15 protein-coding genes and 1 pseudogene are annotated in these 16,378 nt (G+C 72.2%); 3 read left to right on the top strand and 13 right to left on the bottom strand.

The features are described 5' to 3' along the window. Window positions 1–2: 2 nt before the first annotated feature. The 7 genes from JHW48_RS16860 to JHW48_RS16890 all read right to left on the bottom strand — a co-directional run bounded on the left by JHW48_RS16860 (window position 3) and on the right by JHW48_RS16890 (window position 4,426). The gene (locus JHW48_RS16860; protein ID WP_119887553.1) at window positions 3–731 is read right to left on the bottom strand and encodes a L,D-transpeptidase; all 729 of its coding nucleotides are present in this window, start codon (window positions 729–731) and stop codon (window positions 3–5) included. A 71-nt stretch (window positions 732–802) separates the two neighbouring features. Next, a complete protein-coding gene (locus JHW48_RS16865) occupies window positions 803–1,444 on the bottom strand; it encodes an NrsF family protein (protein ID WP_119887554.1) in 642 nt (213 codons plus the stop codon). Then, on the bottom strand, window positions 1,441–2,106 hold the full coding sequence (locus JHW48_RS16870; RefSeq protein WP_240637957.1) for a sigma factor: 666 nt from the start codon (window positions 2,104–2,106) through the stop codon (window positions 1,441–1,443). The genes JHW48_RS16865 and JHW48_RS16870 overlap by 4 nt, the downstream gene beginning before the upstream one ends. Then, on the bottom strand, window positions 2,103–2,525 hold the full coding sequence (locus JHW48_RS16875; RefSeq protein ID WP_119887555.1) for a DoxX family protein: 423 nt from the start codon (window positions 2,523–2,525) through the stop codon (window positions 2,103–2,105). The genes JHW48_RS16870 and JHW48_RS16875 overlap by 4 nt, the downstream gene beginning before the upstream one ends. Next, the gene (locus tag JHW48_RS16880) at window positions 2,522–3,241 is read right to left on the bottom strand and encodes an HvfC/BufC N-terminal domain-containing protein (protein WP_119887556.1); all 720 of its coding nucleotides are present in this window, start codon (window positions 3,239–3,241) and stop codon (window positions 2,522–2,524) included. Before JHW48_RS16880 ends, JHW48_RS16875 begins: the two co-directional genes overlap by 4 nt. Further along, on the bottom strand, window positions 3,231–4,073 hold the full coding sequence (bufB, locus tag JHW48_RS16885) for an MNIO family bufferin maturase (RefSeq protein WP_272835875.1): 843 nt from the start codon (window positions 4,071–4,073) through the stop codon (window positions 3,231–3,233). The genes JHW48_RS16880 and bufB overlap by 11 nt, the downstream gene beginning before the upstream one ends. Window positions 4,074–4,141: 68 nt before the next feature. Beyond that, entirely contained in the window at window positions 4,142–4,426 is a 285-nt protein-coding gene (locus JHW48_RS16890) for a BufA1 family periplasmic bufferin-type metallophore (RefSeq protein WP_419182428.1), read from the bottom strand. Between the two features lie 236 nt (window positions 4,427–4,662). Between JHW48_RS16890 and nadA the strand changes: the two genes are divergently transcribed. The 3 genes and pseudogenes from nadA to nadC all read left to right on the top strand — a co-directional run bounded on the left by nadA (window position 4,663) and on the right by nadC (window position 8,096). Continuing rightward, window positions 4,663–5,715: a quinolinate synthase NadA gene (nadA, locus tag JHW48_RS16895; RefSeq protein WP_119887574.1), complete on the top strand. Its 1,053-nt coding sequence runs from the start codon at window positions 4,663–4,665 to the stop codon at window positions 5,713–5,715. Next, window positions 5,708–7,254 (top strand): annotated as a pseudogene (locus JHW48_RS16900) (L-aspartate oxidase). Before nadA ends, JHW48_RS16900 begins: the two are co-directional and overlap by 8 nt. Continuing rightward, on the top strand, window positions 7,251–8,096 hold the full coding sequence (nadC, locus tag JHW48_RS16905) for a carboxylating nicotinate-nucleotide diphosphorylase (RefSeq protein WP_119887576.1): 846 nt from the start codon (window positions 7,251–7,253) through the stop codon (window positions 8,094–8,096). Before JHW48_RS16900 ends, nadC begins: the two are co-directional and overlap by 4 nt. Here nadC and JHW48_RS16910 read toward each other — a convergent pair. The 6 genes from JHW48_RS16910 to JHW48_RS16935 form a co-directional block, all read right to left on the bottom strand. Further along, complete coding sequence (locus JHW48_RS16910; protein ID WP_119887577.1) at window positions 8,033–9,292, bottom strand: DUF6005 family protein; 1,260 nt, start codon at window positions 9,290–9,292, stop codon at window positions 8,033–8,035. The genes nadC and JHW48_RS16910 overlap by 64 nt on opposite strands. Then, window positions 9,289–11,997, bottom strand: coding sequence for an IucA/IucC family protein (locus JHW48_RS16915; protein ID WP_119887578.1), 2,709 nt, complete (start codon window positions 11,995–11,997; stop codon window positions 9,289–9,291). Before JHW48_RS16915 ends, JHW48_RS16910 begins: the two co-directional genes overlap by 4 nt. After that, window positions 11,987–12,556, bottom strand: a complete 570-nt coding sequence (locus JHW48_RS16920; RefSeq protein ID WP_272835876.1) for a ferric iron reductase — start codon at window positions 12,554–12,556, stop codon at window positions 11,987–11,989. Before JHW48_RS16920 ends, JHW48_RS16915 begins: the two co-directional genes overlap by 11 nt. Beyond that, window positions 12,556–13,548 carry an IucA/IucC family protein gene (locus JHW48_RS16925; RefSeq protein ID WP_272835877.1) on the bottom strand — a complete coding sequence of 331 codons (993 nt, stop codon included), beginning with the start codon at window positions 13,546–13,548 and terminating at the stop codon, window positions 12,556–12,558. The genes JHW48_RS16920 and JHW48_RS16925 overlap by 1 nt, the downstream gene beginning before the upstream one ends. Window positions 13,549–13,782: 234 nt before the next feature. Further along, window positions 13,783–14,892 carry a ParB/RepB/Spo0J family partition protein gene (locus JHW48_RS16930; protein ID WP_119887565.1) on the bottom strand — a complete coding sequence of 370 codons (1,110 nt, stop codon included), beginning with the start codon at window positions 14,890–14,892 and terminating at the stop codon, window positions 13,783–13,785. Then, window positions 14,885–16,270 carry an AAA family ATPase gene (locus tag JHW48_RS16935; RefSeq protein ID WP_119887564.1) on the bottom strand — a complete coding sequence of 462 codons (1,386 nt, stop codon included), beginning with the start codon at window positions 16,268–16,270 and terminating at the stop codon, window positions 14,885–14,887. The genes JHW48_RS16930 and JHW48_RS16935 overlap by 8 nt, the downstream gene beginning before the upstream one ends. Window positions 16,271–16,378 lie beyond the last annotated feature (108 nt).

Consider the following 16,378-nt stretch of genomic DNA (forward strand, 5'->3'; position numbering starts at 1 on the left):
GGTCAGCCGCCCGGCGGGGTGGTGCCCATGCCCGACTGCGCCTCGGTCAGCACGACCACGCGGGCCATGCTGCGGGTGCGCTCGGCCAGGTGGATGATGTCCTGGTTGAAAAGCCGGATGCAGCCCGCCGATGACGCCGTGCCCACCGATGCCGGATCGGGCGTGCCATGGATGCGATAGAAGGTGTCGCCCACCGAATTATGGATATAGAGCGCACGCGCCCCCATCGGGTTGGACGGCCCGCCCTCGACCCCGTCGGCCGAGGGGCCGTAATGGTCGGGATTGCGCGCCAGCATGTCGTCGGTCGGGGTCCAGCGCGGCCAGTCCCGCTGATAGGGGGTATGCGCCTGGCCGGTGAAGCCGAAGCCCGCCGCCCCCACGCCCACGGTATAGCGGATCGCCCGGTCGCCCGGCTGCACCAGATACAGCCTGCGCGCATGCGGATCGACGATGATCGTGCCAGGCGGGTGGTCGGTCCAGTAATCGACGCTCTGGCGGGCCTTGTCCTCGGTCAGCAGGGATGCGGGGATAGCCGGCACGTCAAAGCCGTTGTCCCGCGTCGCGGCATAAAGCGCGGCAGTCTCGGCGCTGACGCCGGAAGCCGGGGCTTCGACCGGCGCGGCGACGGGGGCATCGGCGGGCGCCTCGGCGGGGGCATCGGTGGCAAGGGGTTGGCAGGCGGCCAGGGCCAGGGCTGCAACCCCGGCCAGCAGAAGGGAATGATGGGTCATGCGGTCTTTCGAAATGATGGTCTTGGCAGGGAAAGGACGGCGGGGCGGGGCGGGTTCCCCGCGGCGCTCCCCTACCAGCGCAGGACGCGGCGTCCGGCCAAGGCGCCGATCGCGGTGCCGATCACGATAGCCAGCCCATACCAGGTGGTGAAGAACAGGGGCGAATCCTCGGTGCAATGCAGCGCATAACCCGCCGCCGCCCCGGCCGATGCCGCCATGCCGATCAGCCCTCCGGTCAGCCCCGGGCGCAGGGGTGCGCCGCGCCGCGCGGCCCACAGGCCCAAGGCGATGGCCGGGGCCGACAGGGCGGTGATCGCCATCAGGCAGGCCGCCGCGCTGTGGCCCATGATCGCGGGCAGCAGCGCGCCGGACGGGGTCTGCGCCAGACCCTGCAGGAACAGCGCCAGCGCCGCCGCCGCAGGCCCCGTCAGCCAGCCCGCGCGCAGCCGCCGTCCCGGGCGCGCCGAGCGCAGCGCCAGCACCAGCGCCAGCACCGCCAGCACCAAGGGCAGCACCGTCTTGGCCGCCACCTGCGGCAGCATCAGCGCCGCGCCCAGATCGGGGCGCAGCCCGATCACCGCCAGCGCCGCCCCCACCGTCACCGCCAGCCCCCCCAGCATGGGCCAGGCGATGCCCGCGCCGGTCAAGGCGGGCGGCGGCGGGCTGGCGGCCAGCGCGCGGATCAGATCCTCGGTCTTGGGACGGTCGGTCATTTTATCCTCCCCGCCAGGTCGGTCAGGCGGCGCATGGCGCGGTGCAGGACCACCCGCGCCGCCCCCGGCGTCAGCCCGAGCGCGGCGGCGGCATCCTCGGTGCTGCGCTCCTCCAGGCGGACGGCGCGGACCAGGGCCGCGGATCGCGCGTCGATCATGCCCAGCATCCGGTCGGCATCGCGCGCGGCCAAGGGGGCGGGGCCGGGCTCGGCCGCCAGCACCTCGGCCAGATCCTCCAGCGGCAGATGCAGCCGCTGGCCCCGCCTGCGGAAGGCATCGACCACCTTGTGCCGCGCCACCGCATAGAGCCAAGGCCGCACCGGCGCCGATCCGTCCCAGCTGCCGCGTTTCAGATGGATGGCCAGCAGCACCTCCTGCAGGACATCCTCGTGCTGGTCGGGCGGCAGGGCGCGGCCCCGCGCGCGGATCAGGCCCCGCAGCGGCGGCGTGACCAAGGTCAGGAATCGATGAAAGGCCGCCCCGTCGCCGCGATTGGCGCGGCGCATCAGATCGTCCCAGATGTCGTCCCGGTCCAGCGCGGCCTCCCCCTGCGGTCGGGCCAGTCTAACCCCCGGACCGGGGCGCGGGCAATGGCGGGATCGGGGCGTCCAGCCGCGCGCGGCATCCGCGCCCGCCGCCAAGGTCAGGCCCGGCGCGGTCATCGCCCGTCCCACCCAAGTGCGCGGTCCAGCGACAGCCGCCCCGGCCCCCGCGCCGCCACGGCCAGCAGGCAGGCCGCCCAAAGCCCATGCGTCACCCAGGCCCCCGGATAGACGAAGACCTGAATCACCGCCGTCATCGCCAGCAGCCCGATCGCCGACAGCCGCGTGGCCAGCCCCAGGACCAGCAGCACGGGCAGGGCATGTTCGGCCAAGGTCGCCATGACCGCCGCCCAAGCCGACGGGATCATGGGCAGCGCGTATTCGTGTTCGAAGAGGAACCAGGTCGATGGCTTGATCGACAGCCCCTCGACCTTGGTGCGGCCGGACTGCCAGAAGACCGCCGCCGGAAAGACCCGCAGGGCCAGCGCCACCGGGGCATCGGGGATGCGCGCGGCCAGGCGGTTCAGCCGCGCGATCATGGCCGCGCCCCCGTGATCGCGCCCTGCCGCATCAGCGCGACCAGACGCGGGGCCGGGTCATGGCCGGGCCGGGCCGCGCGGGCCAAAGGCAGGCCCGCCTGCAGCGCCTCGATCAGCGCGGCATCCGGGGCGGCGATCGCCTCGACCGGGACGGCGAAGGCGGGATCGCGCAGGATCAGCGCGATCTGGGGGCCGGGCGGAATGGACAGGGGCGCGGCGCCGGGCTGGTTGGCCGCCCAGATCGCCACCGCCGGATGGCGCAGGCGCAGCACCTGGACCGAGGGGTGCAGGACCAGCCTCAGCCGCCCCGGATCCGCCCCCGCCAGCCGCGCGGGGTCCATGGGCGCGGCATCGGCGGCATTAAAGGCGCGGGTCCGGGCGGCCTCGATCCGCGCCACGCAGCCCAGATAGGGCCAATCCGCGACCGGGGGGAAACCGTCCAGGAAATCCGCGAAACCCTCCCCCCATTCGGCCAGGACCGGGCCGCGCGGCGGATCGGCCCGGCGATAGGCCCGCGCCAGCGCGGCAAAGAAGGCCGGGCCCAGCAGTCGCTCGATCACCGGAAAGCGCCGCGCCAAGGCCTGGCCCAGGCTGACGGCCACATTGTTGCGATAGACGGCGAAACGGCGCGCCGCCTCGGCAGGGTCGGGCGCGGTGACGCCCGGCGGCAGGGTCCCGCCCCGCAGCGCGGCGTGAAAGGCGGCCTCATGCGGCATGGCGGGCCCCCGCGGTCAGGATGGCATCGGCGCGGGCGGCCTCGGCGGCCAGGACCGGCCAGGCGGGCAGGTCATTGTCCCATTCGACCAGCGTCGGGCGCGGGCCGATCCGGGCCACCAGTTCGGCAAACAGCGTCCAGACCGGGTCCGCCACCGCCGCGCCGTGGCTGTCGATCAGCAAGGGCCCGGAGGGCAGGTCCTCGGCCGCATGCCCGCCCAGATGGATCTCGCCCACCGCATCCACGGGGAAATCGGCCAGATAGGCGCGCGGATCGCCGCGATGGTTGGTGCAGGACACGAAGACGTTGTTCACGTCCAGCAGCAGCCCGCATCCCGTGCGGTGCGCGACCTGGTCCAGAAAGGCGGTCTCGGGGATGGTCGACTGCTCGAAGACGACATAGGTCGCCGGGTTCTCCAGCAGGATCCGGCGGCCGAGCGCCTCCTGCACCTGATCGACATGATCGCAGATGCGCGCCAGGCTCGCCTCGGTATAGGGCAGCGGCAGCAGGTCGTTCAGATACTCCGCGCCATGGCTGGACCAGGCCAGATGCTCGGAAAAGCTCTCCGGCTGATAGCGGTCGCAAAGCGCACGCAGCCGCGCCAGATGCGCGCGGTCCAGCGGGGCAGACCCGCCGATCGACAGGCCGACGCCATGGATCGACAGGGCATGCGCCTGCCGGATCGCGGTCAGCTGGGCATGGGGCAGCCCGCCCGCGCCCAGATAGTTCTCGGCATGGACCTCGAAAAAGGCCGGGGGGCTGGGGTCGTGGCGGATCGCGGCGAAATGCTCGGGCTTGAAGCCCAGGCCGCGCGGGGGCGGCAGGCGGGTCATGGCATCCTCCGGTGCGGGCGGGGCGGGGGCGGGCGGGGGCGCGGACCGTCCGCGCCCCCCGGTGGCGATCAGGCGGGCAGGTCGCGGTCCAAGGCCTCCAGTGCGGCCTCTCGGGCGGTGCCGTCGGCGGCGGCGGGCAGTTCCGTGGTCAGGCAGCTGCCGGTGGGGACCAGGGTCCAGGCATTGCCTTGGTAATCCACGGTGGACGTGCCCGCGCAGGTCGTGCCGGGCCCGGCCGCGCAGTCGTTCTGCCCGGCCAGGGAAATGCCATAGCATTTCTCCATCTCCTGGGCCTGGACGGGGGTGGTGGCCAAGGCGCCGATCGCGCAGGCCAGCGAGGCGCCGAACGCCATGCGGGACGTGAAAGCGGTCATGATGTCGTCTCCCTGAAAGGAAAGGCCAGGCGCTGGCCTTCCGAAGGGTCCCTTCGCGCCGGCGCGACGCGGCGTTACGGCGGGTCGCAAAAATCCCCGCGCCGATCAAAGCGGTGGCGCCCCGCCCCCCCGGCCGCTAAACGGATGGGGCCGCGGCGTCACGCAACCGTCATGCGCGCCGCCGAACGCGACATCTGGGGGGAAATGGGACCGTCATGCTGGACCTGACCGATATCCGTGCCGAACTGGCCCTGCATTACGACCTGGCGCCGTCGGTCGACCTGGCGCGGGACATGGCCCATATCCATGCGCGCATGGACCGGGTGATGCCCTTTCCGGACTGGGCCGTGGCCGCGCCCTATGTCGCCGCGATCAACCGGCTGAAGGCCGAACGCGGCGCGGTGGTGCTGGCGCATAACTACATGACGCCCGACATCTTTCACGGCATCGCCGATGTGGTGGGCGACAGCCTGCAGCTGGCGATCGAGGCCACGCGCACGGATGCCGACATCATCGTGCAATGCGGCGTGCATTTCATGGCCGAGACCTCCAAGATCCTGAACCCCGCCAAGACCGTGCTGATGCCCGACATGGAGGCCGGATGCTCGCTGGCGGAATCCATCACCGCCGAAGGGGTGGCCCAGATGCGCGCCCGCTATCCCGGCGCGATGGTCGTCAGCTACGTCAATACCACGGCCGAGGTGAAGGCCGCATCCGACATCTGCTGCACCTCGTCCAACGCGGCGCGGATCGTGGCGGCCATGCCCGGCGACACGGTCATCATGACCCCCGACAAATGGCTGGCCCAGAATGTCGCGGCCCAGGTGCCGCAGAAACGCATCGTCTGGTGGGACGGCGCCTGCATCGTGCATGAACGCTTCACCCCCCAGGACCTGCGCGATTTCCGCGACTGGCATCCGGGGCTGCGCATCATCGCCCATCCCGAATGCCCCCCCGATGTCGTGGCCGAGGCCGATTTCGCGGGCTCGACCGCGCATATCATCGATTATGTGGGCCGCGAGCGCCCGGAAAAGGCGATGCTGGTCACCGAATGCTCGATGGCCTCGAACATCGCCGACGCCCATCCGGGGGTCGAGTTCCTGGGCCCCTGCAACATGTGCCCCTACATGAAGAAGATCACCCTGGAAAAGGTGCTGTGGTCGCTGCATTCCATGACCGGCCAGGTCGAGGTCGACCCTGCCATCGCCGCGCCCGCGCGCCTGGCGGTCCAGCGGATGATCGACCTGTCGCGCCAGCTGGATGGCTGATCCGGCGGTGCGGACCGACCGGGTCGTCATCGTCGGCGCGGGTCTGGGGGCGCTTTATGCGGCGCTGGTGCTGGCGCCGCGGCCGGTGCTGATGATCTCGCCCGATCCGCTTGGCCAGGGGGCCAGCTCGGCCTGGGCGCAGGGCGGGGTGGCGGCGGCGATGGCCGCGCCAGACAGCGCCGAATGCCATGCCGCCGACACGCTGAGGGCGGGGGCGGGCACGGTCGATCCCGCCATCGCCCGGATGGTCACGCGCGAGGCGCGCGCGCATATCCTGGAACTGACCCGGCTCGGCGCGCCCTTCGACCGCGACGGCGCGGGGGGCTATGTCCTGTCGCGCGAAGCCGCCCACAGCTTTGCCCGCGTGGTCCGCGTCAAGGGCGACCAGGCCGGGGCCGAGATCATGCGCGCTCTGCTGGCGGCGATCCGCGCCACCCCGTCGGTCCAGGTGCTGGAGGGCTGGGTCGCCACCGGCCTGATCCGCGACGGGGCCCGGGTCGCCGGGCTGCGCCTGGCCCATGCCGCGGGTTCGGCGGATGTGGCGCTCGGCGCGCCTGCGGTCCTGATCGCGGGGGGCGGTGCGGGGGGCCTTTACGCGGTGACGACGAACCCGCCGCGCATCCGGGGCGAGGCCATGGGTATGGCCGCCCGCGCCGGCGCCGTCATCGCGGATGCGGAATTCGTCCAGTTCCACCCCACCGCCATCGCCACCGGCACCGATCCCGCCCCCTTGGCGACCGAGGCCCTGCGCGGCGAGGGCGCGGTGCTGATCGACGCCCAAGGCCGCCGCTTCATGCCCGACCTGCATCCCGATGCCGATCTGGCCCCGCGCGACATCGTGGCGCGCGGCGTCTATGCCTGCGCCTCCCCGGCGCTGGACTGCCGCGCCATTCCCGACCTGGCCGCGCGCTTTCCCGCCGTGGCCGCCGCCTGCGCCCGCGCGGGCATCGACCCCACGCGCCAGCCCATTCCCGTCGCCGCCGCCGCGCATTACCACATGGGCGGCATCGCCACCGACAGTGACGGATGCAGCAGCCTGCCCGGCCTCTGGGCCTGCGGCGAGGCGGCATCGACCGGGCTGCACGGCGCGAACCGGCTGGCCTCGAACGGGTTGCTGGAGGCCTTGGTGTTCGCCCGCCGCGCCGCGCTGCCATCATCGCGGCCCCACCCCCGGGCGAGGGGGCGCCAGTCGCCCTGCCCCGGCCCGCCCCCACACCCCTGCCCGACCCGACCCTGATTGCCGATCTGCGCGCCGCGATGACCGGGGGCGCGGGCGTCCTGCGCGACGATGCGGGCCTGCGCATGGCCCTCACCCGCATCGCCGCGATCGAGGCCGCCTGCGACAGCCCGCGCCTGCGCAACATGACCGCCACCGCGACGCTGATCTGCGCCGCCGCGCTGATGCGCCGCGAAAGCCGGGGCGCGCATTGCCGCACCGACCATCCCGACACCCTGCCGCAGGCCGCGCGCAGCCGCCTGACGCTGGACCGCGCCTTGGCCCTGCGCGACGCCTCATCCCTCACGCCGGAGCGCCTATGATCCCCCCTCTGCCCGACCTGATCCTGGAACCCCTGATCCGCGCCGCCCTGACCGAGGATCTGGGAACCAATGGCGACATCACCACCCGCACGGTGATCCCCGCGGGCACCACCGCCCGCGCCGCGATCCGCGCACGCCGGCCCGGCACCGCATCGGGCATGGGGCTGGCCGCCCTGGCCTTCCGCCTGATCGACCCGACCCTGCGCATCGACACGCCCTGCCCCGACGGCACGGCCTTCGCGGCGGGCGACACGCTGGCGGTGATCGAGGGATCCGCCGCCGCGATCCTCTCGGCCGAGCGGGTGGCGCTGAACTTCGCCGGGCGGCTCAGCGGCATCGCCACCCTGACCGCAGCCTTCGTGGCCGAGACACGCGGCACCGATGCCCGCATCACCTGCACCCGCAAGACCACGCCCGGCCTGCGCCTGGTCGAGAAACAGGCCGTGCTGCATGGCGGCGGCTTCAACCACCGGGTCTCGCTGTCGGACGCGATCCTGGTCAAGGACAACCACATCGCCGCCGCGGGCGGCATCGGCCCGGTCCTGCGCGCCATCAAGGCCCGCGCCTCGCACATGATGCGGGTCGAGATCGAGGTCGACCGCCTCGACCAGCTGGCCGAGGTGCTGGAGGAGGGCGGCGCCGATGTCGTCCTGCTGGACAACATGGACATCCCCACCCTGCGCCAGGCGGTGGCCATGGCCCAAGGCCGCGTGGTGCTGGAGGCCTCGGGCAACATGGCGCTGGACCGCATCGCCCATGTGGCGGCGACGGGGGTGGGCTATATCTCGGTCGGCGCGCTGACCCATTCGGCGCCGGTGCTGGATCTGGGCCTGGATTTCTGAGCCGCGCGCCAGCGGGCGAACCAGTCGGCCAGCGTCGCCTTGATGCCGCGTTCCAGACGGGCCAGATCCGCCAGCCGGTCCAGCGCCAGCGCCAGATCGGCCCGGTCCCCCCCGCGCGCAAAGGCCACCGCCCGGCGATGGACCGCGTTCAGCCCGCCATGCAGCCGCGCGATCCGGTCGCAGCATTCCTCGAAGGCGTCATGGTCCGCCCCCTCGATATCGCCAAAGATCGCCAGCGCATGCTCATAGGCATATTTGCGGATCGCGATGACGGGCAGCTCGCGCAGCGCGATCTCCAGATCGGCGCGCGGCAACGGCCCGTCATGGGCGTGCAGGATGTCGCGCAGCGCCGCGATCAGCGGCACCCGATCCGCATCAAAGACCGCCCGGTGCATCGCCTCGATTCCCTCGGGCGTGGCGGGATGCACCCCCTCCAGCCCGAAGGCCATGCCGCCCGCCACGGTGGGGCGCAGGAAGGCGCGGCGCAGGTCGTCGGCGGGCAGCGGCCCCTCCCACCGGAAATCGGGGTCGCGCATCAGCCAGGTCGCGGGATCGGCGGTGGGCTGGATCAGCGCGTAATGAGGAAAGGGGTCCTGGGCGAACTTGTTGTCGCGCTGCGGCAGCAGGGCCATGTCGATCATCGGCATGATGTGGCGGCCCGGCGTCCAGCGCGCGACCAGATCCTCCAGCAGGGCCAGGTTCGCGGCCTTGTCGCGGGCGGGATCGTACCAGACCGACACCCGCAGCCCGAACAGCCGCCGCGCCCAGTCCCGATAGAACCCGTGATCGATCCCCGGCGCGTGATAGGACAGGCGCATCGCCCCGTCGACCACCACCTGCCCGTCCCACAGCCCCAGATAGAGCGGCCGGTGATCCACCCCGCCGCGATCCTTCAGCGCCTGGCAGAAGCAGCTGACGACGCAATGGACCTTGATGTCCACCGGCTCGGGGTCGGGTGCGGCACCGGCCAGGGCCTCGGCCAGGCCGCGCAGGGTCAGGCCGGGCGCGCGGTCAAAGACATCCTCGCCCATGGGCAGGCCCGCCTCCTCCAGATGCAGCATCAGGGTCATCAGCCCCGCCGAATCCAGCCCCAGATCATGGCCGAGCGCCGCATCGGGCGACAGATCCGGCCCCAGCCCCATCGGCCCGGACAGGATCGCCGCGATGGCGGCCTGCGCCTCCGACGCGGCGGTCACGCCAGCACCGCCCGGGCCAGGTCGCGGCGCGCGATCTTGCCGTTCGCGCCGCGCGGCAGGGCGGGCATGCGGAACAGCCGCGCGGGGCATTGCCGGGCCGACAGATGCGCGGCCAGATGGGCGGCCAGCCGGTCCTCGGGCACCGCGCCCGCATAGGCCAGCCCCGGCCGCTCGCCCGATGACGGATCGGGCAGCGCGAAGGCCACCGCATCCTCGACCCCCGGCAGGGACAGGGCCGCCGCCTCGATCTGGGCGGGATAGACATTGAGGCCCGACACGTCGATCACCTCGGCCGCCCGGCCCGCAAAGATCAGCCGCCCGTCCCGGATCCGGCCCAGATCGCCCGTCTCGATCCGCCGCCCATCCGGCAGGATGACGCGGACCGGGCCGGTCGCACCCCCCTGCCCCGCCGTCATACGCAGATGCGGCAGGGGGATGCCCATATCCTCGGGCGACCGGGGATCCTCGGCGATGGACAGGCAGCCGGCCTCGGAACAGCCATATTGCTGGAACAGGTGGCGCGCCGACCCGCGCAGCGCGTCGAACCAGGGCTGCGGCAGGATCGTGCCCGAGGACATCACCGCATGCAGCCCCCCCGGCCCCGCCAGCCGCGCCAGCGCATGGAGCAGCGGCGGCGCCGCATAGAGGATCGGCCGCGGCACCGCCCCCAGCTGGCGCAGGATGCGGCGCGGATTGGCCCCCTGGATCAGGACGGGCACATGGCCCCGCGCCATCCCCGCCATGACCCCCGCGATCAGCCCGTAGGAATGGGTGATCGGCGCCGCGATGACCGGCGTCATCCCCGCCGCCCGCGCGAACCCCGCGACATAGGCGCGGACCTCCCCGGCGACCTCGGCCCAAGGGCGGATGACGATGCGCGGCGCGCCCGTGGTCCCGGAACTGGTCTGGATCAGCCCCCCGCCCGGCAGGCAGGGCACGTCGCCGTCCAGGGCGGTGACGCCCCCCTCGTCCAGGAACAGCCCGCAGCCGCTGCGCCGCGCCAGATCGCGCGCCTGATCCGCGGGCAGCTCGGGATGGATCGGATGGCAGGTCGCGCCCCGGTCGCGCAGCCGCAGGATCGCCGCCAGGCAGCGGGCCGGATCGCGCAGATGCAGCGCGACGCGCAGCCGGTCGGGATCGCCCTCCAGCGGCGGCAGGTCGATGCGGTCGGGGTCGATCAGCTGGTCGTCCAGGCGGAAATGCGCGGTCATGGGCGGCTCTCTCAGGGGGTTGGGAACGGGATGGGGCTCGCAGAGGCCCAGCAGGCGGCCTGCCAGACGCTCGGCGGGGTATTCGGGGGCATGGGTGGCCAAAGCTGCTGCGGGCGGCCAGGCCCCCCGCAGCAGCGCCCAGAACCGCCCTTCGGGCAGGCGCCCGTCGCGATGCAGCATCCATGCCAGGTCCGACAGCAGATGCGTGACCAGGCAATCCATCACCAGATCGCGCAGATCCTCGGGGCGGGCCATGCGGTGATGGGTGCCCGGGGCGGCCCCCGCCATGGCGGGCCACAGCGCCTCCAGATCGGGGGCCAGGTCCGGCCGGGCCAGCCGGTCGGGGACATATTCCAGGCTTTCGGAGAAATCGCGCGCGACCAGGCTCTCGGGCCAGCCGTCGCGATGGACCAGCAGCAGGTTCTGGCCATGCGCCTCCAGCGCGATGCCGTGATGGGTCATCAGGTGCCAGACCGGGGCCAGCACCGCCACCAGCCGCGCCACCCAAGGCCCGGTCCCATGCCGGTCCAGCCAATCCGCGATCAGCGGGCGGCCATCCGGTCCCGAGAGGCTCAGCGCCGACAGCGGCACCGCGCCGGGCGGCGGCGCCGCGCGCCGGATCGCGGCCAGCCGCCCGCCCAAGCGCCCCGGCGCCACCATCACCGCGCCATGTTCGGCCAGGATGCGCAGCCCCGCCAGCCGCGGATCGCCCGCCACCACCCGCGCCAGCCAGTCCGAGACCGCCGGGGCCACCGCCACCGACCACGGCGGCAGATCGCGCAGCGACGAGGTCACCCCCACCCCGAGCGACAGCTTCAGATGATCGCCCCCCGCCCGCGGCGCCAGCGTCCGCAGCGATGCCGTGGCCTGCATCGCCGGCCCCTGCCCCAGCACCGCGATGCGGCCCCGGTCCAGCCAGTCCCGCACCGCCCGATCGTCCCGCAGCCGCGCCCATTGCCAGGGATGGACCGGCACGGCCCCGGGCGCGGCCCAGCCCTCGGCCGGATCGGTGCCGACCCGATGCACCAGCCCCGGATCGGCCCGCAGCCAGACCGGTGCGACCCCCGCCTCGCCCTCCGGGCCATAGGCGCGGTTATCGGCGGCCGAGAACCCGGTGCGCGACTTGAAGCCGGGGTGATAGGGATGGCCCTCGATCAGCGCGGCCTCCAAGGCCAGCCCGGTCAGGCGCAGGCGGTCATGCGCGACCGGCCCCGCCTGGCGCAGAAAATGCGCCGACCGCCGCATCGCCCGGATCAGCGCGGCGGGTTCCAGCCCCGCCTCCGCCAAGCCCCGCCGCAGCGCCCCGGGCGTCAGCGGGCGGCCATCGGCCATGCGCGGCACCTCCAGCAGCCGGATGCGCCCGGTGACCTGCCGCGAAGACCGTGCGCGCAGCACCAGCCCGCCCACCCGCCAGCCGCCCGGCACCGGGGTCAGGATGCGCTCGAAGGCCAAGGCCTCGACGGTCTGGCGCAGGCTGCGTTCCTCAGGCGACATCGGCCAACGCCCCGGCTGCCGCCCGCGCGGGCAGCGGATTGGCGATGCGGATCATCGGCGCGCGCTCGCCCGGGATCAGCAGTTCATCCACCCCGCCCAGCTGGGTCAGCATGTTGCCCTTGGCCGGCAAGGTCGGACGCTCCAGCCAGGACCGGGCCAAGGCGCCGCCATGGCCGGGCAGCGCCGCCAGCCCGCGCAGATGCTGCGCCAGCACCGTCAGCGCCGCGCCCTCGGGCCAGATCCCGTCCAGATCCATCCGATGGATCACGCCAAAGACCTGGTTCACGATCAGCGCATAGCCCAGGGCGGCCTCGGCCTCGGCGCGGGGATAGACCAGCTGCGGGATGGCGCGCCATTCCGGGGGCGCCATGTCCTCGGCCACATAGAACCCCTGATTGTCGCGGATGTCGCAGCGGCGCGGCAGGCCGCCCTCCAGATCCAGCAGGGCGTTCTGCTGATGCGCCTCGACCGCGATCCCCGTCGCGTCATAGATCCGCAGCAAGGGCGCCACGGCACAATCCAGATAGGCCCGGAACCAGGCCTCGGGCGGGCCGGTCATCACCTGCGCCAGCAGCGAGGCCCGCCCCGGCAGCGGCGGCGCGACCAGCCCCCCAGCTGCATGACGGCACCGCCCCGCCCGCCCCGCCACGGATTGTCGCGCAGGATCACCTCCAGCCCCGATGCGGCCCCGCCGGGCAGGCGCAGGGTCATCCAATGCGAATCCGCGACCAGCCGCAGCGGCCCGAACCGCCCCGACAGGGCCCCTGCCCTGCCGGCCATCGCGGCACCGGCCAGCATCTCGTGCCGGCGGTTCACGCGCTGCGAATTGGTGATGGTGACCGGCAGCGAGGTCTTCAGCTGCCACGGGCTGTCGGGCCGCCAGAGCGTGCGCACCGATGATGTCGCCCACCAGCCCGGCCCCATCGGCCCCAGATCGGTGACGGCCCCCGCCGCGATCAGCGCCGCGATGCGCGGATCGTGCCGCGCCCGGTCCCAGGCCAGCGGATGGACCGGCAGCAGGCCGCGCCCCGGGCCGGGATCGATATCCATCCCGGGCAGGTCGCGCGCCAGATCCGGGGCGGTCGCCTCGATCAGATCGGATACCACCGACAGCAGCCGCAGCCGCAGCGCGCCGCGCCAGTCGGGGGTCATCGCCCGCTCCTCCGGCAGGGTCATGCCGGACAGGGCCTTGGGACAGGGATGCATCCAATGGCCCGCAATCATGGCCTGTTCGGCGGTCAGGTGATCGGGGGGGCCGTCGGGACGGTCCATGCGCGCGGCGGCGATCGCGGCGATGCGCTGGCGGCTGGCGCGCACCCGGCGCGCCAAGGCCCGGCCCTGCGCGCCATGCTGGCGCGACAGGCGGTCCAGCATCAGGGCCAGGGCCTCGGCCGCGCCGATGGGGCGGCCCCCGCCGGGCCCGTGATGGATCAGCGCGTCCCAATCCCCAAGGCCCGTGGCCATCGCCCTGCCCCTGACCTCGATCCAGCCACCCGCGACGGGCAGGATCGGCCTGCCGCCGCGCAACTCCCTGATTTCGCTGATGATCAAGGCCCGCAGGCTGACCAGGTCAGCCCAGGAATCCGGGTCACGGGGCGTCGCTCGCCCGGGGGAAATGCTGTTCATCGCTGCCTCGAAGCCGGGGGCTGGTCCAAGTCCAGCCCTGTCAGGGTAATCGGCTCGCGGCGGCTTGCGGGGCCTTCATCCTATTCTTGACAGATTTTGTCAACTGCCAGTTGCGAATGGGCGGAGGCCCGCCCATCCGAGGGGTTTCGCGGCGAAACCTCAGCGCTCCAGCAAGGCGCGGATCTCCAGCATCAGGCTGTCCATCAGGTCCGAGGTTAGGGCCGCGCCCTCCAGCCGCAGGACATGGCCGCGGCTGTCCTGGGACCGGCGGATGGTGATGCCGCTGGTGGTGCGCAGGGTCTGGTCGTCCACCCAGCCCGGCGCGGGGGCGGCCCGGCGCGGGCGGCCGCCGCGGGCCGGGTCGCGCAGGGTCTTGTCCAGCCGGGCAATGGCGGGTTCGATCATCGCCCATTCGGCATCGGCATCCTCGGGCGTGCCGCGGGCCAAGGCATCGCGCAGATGCGATTCCGCCCCCTGCCGCAGGGCCGATGCCAGCAACAGGCCCCGCCGCTCGGTCAGGCCCTCGGGGAAATGCAGCATGTCGCCCAGCTCCTCGAAGATCAGGGCAAAGGACCGGATCTTGGACCGTTTGGCCTTGGACCCCGTGGCAAAGAGCCGGTCCACCGCCTCCTCGGTATTGGCAAAGGCGCCCTGATTGGCGACCATCACGGCGATGCGGCCGCGTTCGAAATGGGACAGGTTCTCGCGAACCTCGTTCTCCTCGACCATGGCGATGAAGGCGCCGCCGGCATCGGCCCTGGGGCGGATGATCGCCTTGATGGTCGCGTATTTCTCGGCCCCGGTCAGCTCCATCAGGCCGCGCGTCGCCATCAGGCGGCGATAGCCCGACAGCAGGCCATAGCGCTGCCCCGCCCTGCCCGGGCTCTCCAATTCGAAGACCTCGATCGGCAGGCGCAACCCGTTGGCGGCGATGGATTGCCGCAGCTCCAGCATCTCGGCCTCGCCCATCGTCATGCGGTCGCGCATCAGCGCGTCCTCGTCGATCTGATCCAAGGGCAGCTCGACCATCAGCAAGCCACCGTCGCGGGCAGCCTGCAGCTGGGCCGCATCGGATTCCAGCCGCGCCCGGGCCTCGCGCGCATCGGGGGCCTCGGCCCGGTAATGGGCGGCACTGTCGGCGGCGACCTGCGCGATCGGGGCAATGCCGCGCGCCGCGGGGGCGCGGTCGGGGGTTTCGCTGCGAAACTGCGCCTCGATGCGGGACAGGTCCTCGGTGCTGGGGGCCTCCAGGCGGCGGCGCTTAACCATGATCTTCCTCCGTCTCGGTCATCTGCAGGTCGCGCCACCAGGCGCCCAGGATCAGTTCCTTGACCTCGGCCCAGGTGCGGTCGAAGGTCTCGCGGCCGCGGACATAGGTGTCGCGGTTGAATTCGCGGTAATCGGCCTCGTAGATGCCGTTCACCTGTTCGCCCGCCTGCCCGACCATGGCGGTCAGTTCCTGGCGATAGGTGGTCATGAAATCACCGAAATAGGCTTGGATGACATTGGCCAGATCGGTCTGCTGATTGGCGTCGAAGCGGGTGATGATCGCGCGCACCGCATCCCATTCGAAGCGCATCTCGGGCAGACCGTCGCGGCGGCGGGCGGTGTTCTCGCCCTCCTCGACGCTGGCGAAGGTGGAATAGAGCATGTCGAAGAACCGTCCCGTCGAATCGAATTCGAGGAAGGTCGCGCCGAGCGGCACCAGCAGGATGTCGGCAGCGGCCAGTGCGTTGATCGTCAGATAGCCGAGCGCGGGCGGCGTATCGAGGATGATGATATCATAGCGGTCCAGCACCCCGTCCTGCGCCATCCCGTTCGACAGCGCATCCCAAAGCGGCCAGCCGCGCAGGCCCATCCGCCAGACCGGGACCTGGAATTCCGCCCAATAGAGGTTCAGCTGCGCGCCCAGCAGGTCGATATTCGGCCAGTGGGTCGGCTGGATCAGGTCGCTGGTGGAGATGGTCAGCGCCTCGGTCAGGGTCTCGTCGAAGGGCAGGGGGGGCTGGCCCGCGGCCTGACGGACCCGGTTCTCGGCCTGCAACGCCATGGCATAGTCCTTGGCCAGGATCGGGAAGGCGGTCGACCACTCATCCGCCACCTGGCCGCCCATGATCGAGGTCATGCTGCCTTGGCTGTCCAGATCGACGACCAGCACCTTGTAGCCGTCCAGCGCCGCCGACATCGCCAGATGCGCCGCGGTCGAGGTCTTGCCAACCCCGCCCTTGAAATTCGCCACCGCGAGGACCTTGGCCGGCAGGCCCTCGGGGCGCCACGGGCGGTATTCGCGGTCCGATGCCCCTTCCGTCGCGAAATGGTCGCGCAGGCGCAGCACGTCCTCCAGCGAAAACCACTTGGAGTTGCCTTCGCCCACTCCTTGGGGCAGGTCGGGATGCTTGCGCAGGACCCGGCGGAAATGGGCCGTTGCGACGGGGATCAGATAGCGGCACACCTCCCATGTCGAAAAGCGGCGCAGGCGCTTGCGGCCGTCGGGGGCATAGCCCCGCTCGGCCAGGTCCTGGCGGCCACGGGCGGCAAAGCTGGCCGCCTTGGCGAATCGGGCTGTGCCCACGGGATCCGACAGGCGCTTGGACGCGCGCTCCGGGTCGATGTTGAAATAGGGGGGAAGCGGCTCTTTGCCTGACATCTTGGTCCTGTCGCGATGTGTCATAGTTCGATGTGCCTGTCGCCAACTATGGCACATGAAATCGCCCCAGGGAACGAAAAGCCGAGGTTTCGCGGCGAAACCCTCTCA

This window comes from Paracoccus aestuarii, from assembly GCF_028553885.1.
Classification (GTDB): domain Bacteria; phylum Pseudomonadota; class Alphaproteobacteria; order Rhodobacterales; family Rhodobacteraceae; genus Paracoccus; species Paracoccus aestuarii.

Excerpts from the sequence above, each read along its gene's own strand:
- JHW48_RS16860 (WP_119887553.1), bottom strand. The coding sequence starts at position 731 with ATGACCCATCATTCCCTTCTGCTGGCCGGGGTTGCAGCCCTGGCCCTG.
- JHW48_RS16865 (WP_119887554.1), bottom strand. The coding sequence starts at position 1,444 with ATGACCGACCGTCCCAAGACCGAGGATCTGATCCGCGCGCTGGCCGCC.
- JHW48_RS16870 (WP_240637957.1), bottom strand. The coding sequence starts at position 2,106 with ATGACCGCGCCGGGCCTGACCTTGGCGGCGGGCGCGGATGCCGCGCGC.
- JHW48_RS16875 (WP_119887555.1), bottom strand. The coding sequence starts at position 2,525 with ATGATCGCGCGGCTGAACCGCCTGGCCGCGCGCATCCCCGATGCCCCG.
- JHW48_RS16880 (WP_119887556.1), bottom strand. The coding sequence starts at position 3,241 with ATGCCGCATGAGGCCGCCTTTCACGCCGCGCTGCGGGGCGGGACCCTG.
- bufB (WP_272835875.1), bottom strand. The coding sequence starts at position 4,073 with ATGACCCGCCTGCCGCCCCCGCGCGGCCTGGGCTTCAAGCCCGAGCAT.
- JHW48_RS16890 (WP_419182428.1), bottom strand. The coding sequence starts at position 4,426 with ATGGCGTTCGGCGCCTCGCTGGCCTGCGCGATCGGCGCCTTGGCCACC.
- nadA (WP_119887574.1), top strand. The coding sequence starts at position 4,663 with ATGCTGGACCTGACCGATATCCGTGCCGAACTGGCCCTGCATTACGAC.
- nadC (WP_119887576.1), top strand. The coding sequence starts at position 7,251 with ATGATCCCCCCTCTGCCCGACCTGATCCTGGAACCCCTGATCCGCGCC.
- JHW48_RS16915 (WP_119887578.1), bottom strand. The coding sequence starts at position 11,997 with ATGTCGCCTGAGGAACGCAGCCTGCGCCAGACCGTCGAGGCCTTGGCC.
- JHW48_RS16920 (WP_272835876.1), bottom strand. The coding sequence starts at position 12,556 with ATGACCGGCCCGCCCGAGGCCTGGTTCCGGGCCTATCTGGATTGTGCC.
- JHW48_RS16930 (WP_119887565.1), bottom strand. The coding sequence starts at position 14,892 with ATGGTTAAGCGCCGCCGCCTGGAGGCCCCCAGCACCGAGGACCTGTCC.
- JHW48_RS16935 (WP_119887564.1), bottom strand. The coding sequence starts at position 16,270 with ATGTCAGGCAAAGAGCCGCTTCCCCCCTATTTCAACATCGACCCGGAG.